This is a genomic window from Frankia sp. AiPs1 (assembly GCF_023716945.1).
GTDB lineage: Bacteria > Actinomycetota > Actinomycetes > Frankiales > Frankiaceae > Frankia.
In genome coordinates this window covers 1-5,301 of the sequence record NZ_JAMQQF010000427.1, presented here as the reverse complement: position 1 = coordinate 5,301, position 5,301 = coordinate 1, and the positions used below count along the sequence as shown (strand labels likewise).

4 protein-coding genes are annotated in these 5,301 nt (G+C 73.6%); 1 reads left to right on the top strand and 3 read right to left on the bottom strand.

Annotation, left to right across the window (positions count from 1 at the left end; all coding sequences use genetic code 11):
* Positions 1-1,393: glycosyltransferase family 39 protein (locus tag ND748_RS24540; RefSeq protein ID WP_251748339.1), on the top strand; the 1,393-nt coding region annotated here is incomplete at its 5' end.
* Between the two features lie 108 nt (positions 1,394-1,501).
* On the opposite strand, the gene ND748_RS24535 is transcribed toward ND748_RS24540, so the two are convergent.
* The 3 genes from ND748_RS24535 to ND748_RS24525 all read right to left on the bottom strand — a co-directional run bounded on the left by ND748_RS24535 (position 1,502) and on the right by ND748_RS24525 (position 5,278).
* Positions 1,502-2,464, bottom strand: a complete 963-nt coding sequence (locus ND748_RS24535) for a cation diffusion facilitator family transporter (protein WP_251748338.1) — start codon at positions 2,462-2,464, stop codon at positions 1,502-1,504.
* Between the two features lie 135 nt (positions 2,465-2,599).
* Entirely contained in the window at positions 2,600-4,213 is a 1,614-nt protein-coding gene (locus ND748_RS24530; RefSeq protein WP_251748337.1) for an ABC-F family ATP-binding cassette domain-containing protein, read from the bottom strand.
* Between the two features lie 219 nt (positions 4,214-4,432).
* Positions 4,433-5,278, bottom strand: a complete 846-nt coding sequence (locus ND748_RS24525) for a transglutaminase family protein (protein ID WP_308205714.1) — start codon at positions 5,276-5,278, stop codon at positions 4,433-4,435.
* Between the last annotated feature and the right edge of the window lie 23 nt (positions 5,279-5,301).

Below are 5,301 nucleotides of genomic sequence, written 5' to 3'. Positions count from 1 at the left end.
GGGCGTCGCAGCGGCCACGCGGGGATCGGCGGATCGGCGGGCCGCCGTGCCCACCGCGACGCTCGGGCCGGCGGTACGTGCGGAGCTCGCCGAGGCCGGGATCTGGCTGGCCCTGGTCGTCTTCGGGCTCGCCGGCACCGCCCTGTTGGCAAGCACCGACGTCGATCTCGGCCTGCCCCGCCCCCCGTGGCACGACGGCTGGCAGCCGCGTCTGGACCCGCTCGTCGTTGTTCCCCTCGCGGTCGCCGCGGCTGTGATTGCACTCGCCCGGGCCGTCCCGGCCGCGCGGTCGTCGGCGTTCCGGTTGCCCTGGAGCGTTCTGCTGTCACTGGGCTATCTCGGCTCGTTGGCGTGGAGCCTCGCGCTCGCCCTGGTCGCCCCCGGAAGTCTCGCCACCGGCCTGCGGGCACCGGCGGACCTGCTCGCGGCGGCCGGCGCGGTCGGAGACGACCCGCTCGGTCTGCTCGCCGCCTACACGACGACGACGCCGCACGCGGCCGCCGGCGCGGTCGCCGTGCTGCCGGCGCACCCGCCGGGGCCGGTGCTCGTCACCTGGCTGCTCACCCGGGCGGGGCTGCACGGCGCGGTGGCGATCGGGGTGCTGTTCACCGCGCTCGGCGCGCTGACCGTTCCGGTGGTGTGTGTCGCCGTGCGCTCGCTGTGCCATGAGACCGCGGCCCGTCGCCTGGTTCCCGTCCTCGTCCTGGCGCCCTGGAGCGGCTGGATGGCGGCCTCCCCGGACGCCGTCACCGCCACGCTCGCCGCGCTGGCGGTCGCCGTCGGCGTGGTCGGCTGCGAGCCGGAGCGTCGGTCGGTCTGGTGGGCTCTGGCGAGCGGGCTGCTGCTGGGTCTGGCGGCGCTGTTCGGCTACGCCTCGGTGTGGCTCGGGGTGGCTGTCGCGGCCGCCTATTTCGTGCGGCGCCGGCCGCTGCTCAACGTCATCACCGGACTCGGCGCGCTGCTGCCGCTGTGGCTGTTCGCCGCCTGGGGCTTCTCCTGGCCCGACGGGCTGACCCTGGCCAGCGCGCCGAGGCCGTCCGCGGGAGCCGCCCTGGCCTGGATCTTCCTGGACCTGACCGTCCTGGTTCTCGCCACCGGTCCCGTCGCCGTCCGGGCCGCGCGCCGGCTGCGCCTGACGCCGGGCTGGCCGCTGCTGGTCGGCGCCACCGCCACCGTGCTGTTCGCGGTGGCCCTGGGCCTCGCCGAGGGCGGGACGGAGCGCAGCTGGCTGCCGGTGTTTCCCTGGCTGCTGGTCGCGACGGTGGCGCCCCGACCGCGCCCGACCCGGCCGGGCGACCGGTTGCAGGCCGGTAGCCTGCCCGTCATCCTCGTGTCACTGGGCGCGGTCGGAGCCCTCACCCTGCGACTCTGCCTCGGCGGCCCCTCGGCCTGACCTACGCGCCCGGGAAGGCCCGAAACCGGCTCCGAGCCGAACGGCGCCGGCGGACGACGCCCGGCGGACGACGCCCGGCGGACGACGCCCGGCGGACGGGCGCTGGCGTCAGGCGGGCGCGGAGGTTGCCTCGGCGCCGCTCGAGGACGGTCGGGGCAGCGCGTCGCGGGGGATGTCCGGCTCCAGGAAGATCCGCATCGGCAGCGTCAGGGACGCCCGCAGCGCCTCCTCGGCGCCGTCGATGGTCGCGGCGACCTCCCGCATCGTCGCCGTCGGCGCGATCCCGATCTTGGCGGCGACGAGCAGCTCGTCCGGACCCAGGTGCAGGGTCCGCAGGTGGATGACCTTCGTCACCCCGGGCGCGGCGGCGAGCGTGCCGCGGATCGTCGCGACGGCCTGCGGGGTCGCCGCCTCCCCGACGAGCATGCCGTACGCCTCGGTCGCGACGACCACCGCGACGACGAGCAGCAGGATGCCGATGGCCAGGGTGCCGGCGCCGTCCCAGATCGGATCGTCGAGCAGCAGGGTCAGCCCGACACCGAGCAGGGCGAAGATCAGCCCCAGCTCGGCGGCCAGGTCCTCGAGCAGGACGATCGGCAGCTCCGGTGCGCGCGCCTCCCGGACGAACTGCCACCAGGAGCGGTCCCCCTTGGTCTTGCTCGCCTCGCGGACCGCGGTGGACAGCGAGTACGACTCCAACCCGACGGCGATCACCAGGATGACGATGGCGATGAGGCCGCTTTCCAGCTCGTGCGGGTGGCGTAGCTTCTCGACGCCCTCGTAGACGGAGAACAACCCGCCGACGCTGAACAGCACGATGGCGACGAGGAAGGCGGCGATGTACCGCGCGCGACCGTACCCGAAGGGGTGCTCCTCGTCCGGCGGGCTGGCGGACTTGCGTTGGCCCAGCAGCAGCAGACCCTGGTTGCCGGAGTCGGCGACCGAGTGGATGGATTCGGCGAGCATCGACGACGACTGCGTGAGCAGGAACGCCACGAACTTCGTCACCGCGATGCCCAGATTGGCGGCCAGCGCCGCCACAACCGCCTTGGTGCCGCCCTGCGTACTCACAAAGACTCTCCACTTCGGGTCAGGCCGGTGTCCCCTCCGACCTGACGTCCCAGTCTGGCAAGTCCACCCCGCCGGCCGTACGGCGGGGGCGGGCGCGCCCGTGGCACGACGGCACGACGGGTGGCCCGCCGGGCGTCACGCCAACGTGATCAGCTCCATGAGATCGGGTGACCAGTTGTCCTCGACGCCGTCGGGCAGCATCAGCACCTTCTGCGGGTCGAGCGCCTCCACCGCGCCCGGGTCGTGCGTGACGAGCACCACCGACCCCTTGTAGGTGGTCAGCGCGGCGAGCACCTCGTCCCGGGAGGCGGGGTCGAGGTTGTTCGTCGGCTCGTCGAGCAGCAGCACGTTCGCCGAGCTGCACACCAGCCCGGCCAACGCCAGGCGGGTCTTCTCGCCGCCGGAGAGGGTCTGCGCCCGCTGCTCCACGGTGTCGCCGCTGAACAGGAACGCGCCGAGGATGCGCCGCAGCTCCACGTCGGAGGTGCCCGGCGCCGCGGCCCGCATGTTGTCCAGCACGGAGCGGTCGGTGTCCAGCGTCTCGTGCTCCTGCGCGTAGTAGCCCAGCCGCAGGCCGTGCCCCGGATGCACCTCGCCGGTGTCCGGCCGCTCCTGCCCGGCGAGCATGCGCAGCAACGTCGTCTTGCCGGCGCCGTTGAGCCCGAGGACGACCACCCGGGACCCGCGGTCGATCGCCAGGTCGACGTCGGTGAACACCTCCAGCGAACCGTAGGACTTCGACAGTCCGGTCGCGGTCAGCGGGGTGCGCCCGCAGGGCGCCGGGTCCGGGAAGCGCAGCTTCGCCACCCGGTCGGCGACGCGGACGTCGGCGAGGCCGGCGGCCAGCCGCTCGGCGCGGCGGTCCATCTGGTGGGCCGCGCGGGCCTTGGTCGCCTTCGCCCGCATCTTGTCGGCCTGCGCCTTCAGCGAGTCGATCTTCTTCTCGGCGTTGGCGCGCTCCCGCTTGCGGCGCCGCTCGTCGAGCTCCCGCTGGCTGAGGTAGGTCTTCCAGTTGACGTTGTAGACGTCGAGGGCGGCGCGGTTGGCGTCGAGGTGGAAGACCTTGTTGACGCACCGGTCGAGCAGGTCGACGTCGTGACTGACGACGACGAGGCCGCCGTTGTGCGCGCGCAGGAAGTCCCGCAGCCACACGATGGAGTCGGCGTCGAGGTGGTTCGTCGGCTCGTCGAGCAGCAACGTCGCATCCGAGTTGCCGGACCCGGCGAACAGGATCCGGGCCAGCTCCACCCGGCGGCGCTGCCCACCGGACAGCGTGCCGATGGGCTGGGCGAGCACCCGGTCGGCCAGGCCCAGCGACGAGCAGATCCGGGCCGCCTCCGCCTCGGCGGCGTACCCGCCGAGCGTGCCGAAGCGGTCCTCCAGGCTGCCGTAGCGGCGGATCGCCGCGTCCCGGGCCTTCGTGTCGACCAGCTCGGCCATCTCGAGCTGCAGCTTCTCCATCTCGCGCAGCAGAACGTCGAGGCCGCGGGCCGACAACACCCGGTCGCGGGCGGTGTCGGTCGGATCGCCGGCCCGCGGGTCCTGCGGCAGATAGCCCAGCTCGCCGCGGACGTCGACGCCGCCGGCGAACGGAAGGCCCTCGCGCGCCAGCACCTTCAGCAGCGTCGTCTTACCCGCACCGTTGCGCCCGACCAGACCGATCCGGTCGCCCTGCTGCACCCGGAAGGAGACGGGCTCGATCAGGGTGCGGGCTCCGGCGCGCAGTTCGAGCTCGGACACGATGATCATTAGGGTTGGGCCTCTTTCGGGCTTCCTGGCGACGCCGTGGTGACGTCAGACGGCTACAGGCGACGGTGGAAACGCCACCGGGGCGGGACATCATCCGATCACGACACGGCGATGCTCATGCCGTCCAGACTACGGTGCCGTCCTCAGGTGGCGCCGTCCTCGGGTGGCGACGCCTTCCCGACGCGACGTCCCCACCGCGCGACGTCGCCGCCCGCGAGGTCAGGCCAGGCGGGTCACGGCGACGGTGACGCCGAGGGAGGTCGAGGTGCCGCCGGAGAAGACGCCGCGAACGGGCGGGACGTCGTTGTAGTCGCGGCCGCGGGCGACGACGACGTGCTGCTCGCCGGCGGGGACCGCGTTGGTCGGGTCGAAGCCCCACCACTGGCCGAGCCAGCCCTCCACCCAGGCGTGCGACTGCCCCTCGACGGTCTCGCCGACCTCCGCGGTGGCGCTGGGGTGCTGGTAGCCGGAGACGTAACGCGCCGGCATGCCGGCCGCCCGCATCAGGACCAGCGCGAGGTGGGCGAAGTCCTGGCAGACGCCCTCCCCCTGCCGCCACGCCTCCACCGCGGAGGTACGCACCCCGGTGGTGCCAGGGCGGTAGGTCAGCCGTTCGCGCACCCAGTCGCCGACGGCGGGGATGAAGTCCCGCGGCCCGTGGCGGGCGGCGAGGTCGCGGGCGGCGGCGGTGAGCTCGGCGTGCTCGGGGGTGGACGCCGAGGGGCGCAGGTACTCGATGAACTCGTCCGCGACCTGGTCGGCGCCCAGCCGCTCCCAACTGGGGACGTCGGTCGGGGGCTGCGGCGCCGCGGCGGTCCGCACGATCGACCGGCCGGTGACGACGAGCTCGGTGTGCGGGGTGTGCAGGTCGAACGCAGTGACCTGGGTGCCCCAGTAGTCCCAGTAGCGGTAGGTGGTCGCCGCCGGCTCGGTGCGGACCGTGGCCTCGAGCGTGAGCTGGGACGCGGCGGTCTGCGGGATGATCCTGACCTCGTTGTAGGAGGACAGCACGGGGCTGGCGTAGTGGTAGCCCGTCGAGTGCTCGATGCGGATCTGCCAGCTCACCAGGAGTCCCCTCGGGTGGGTCG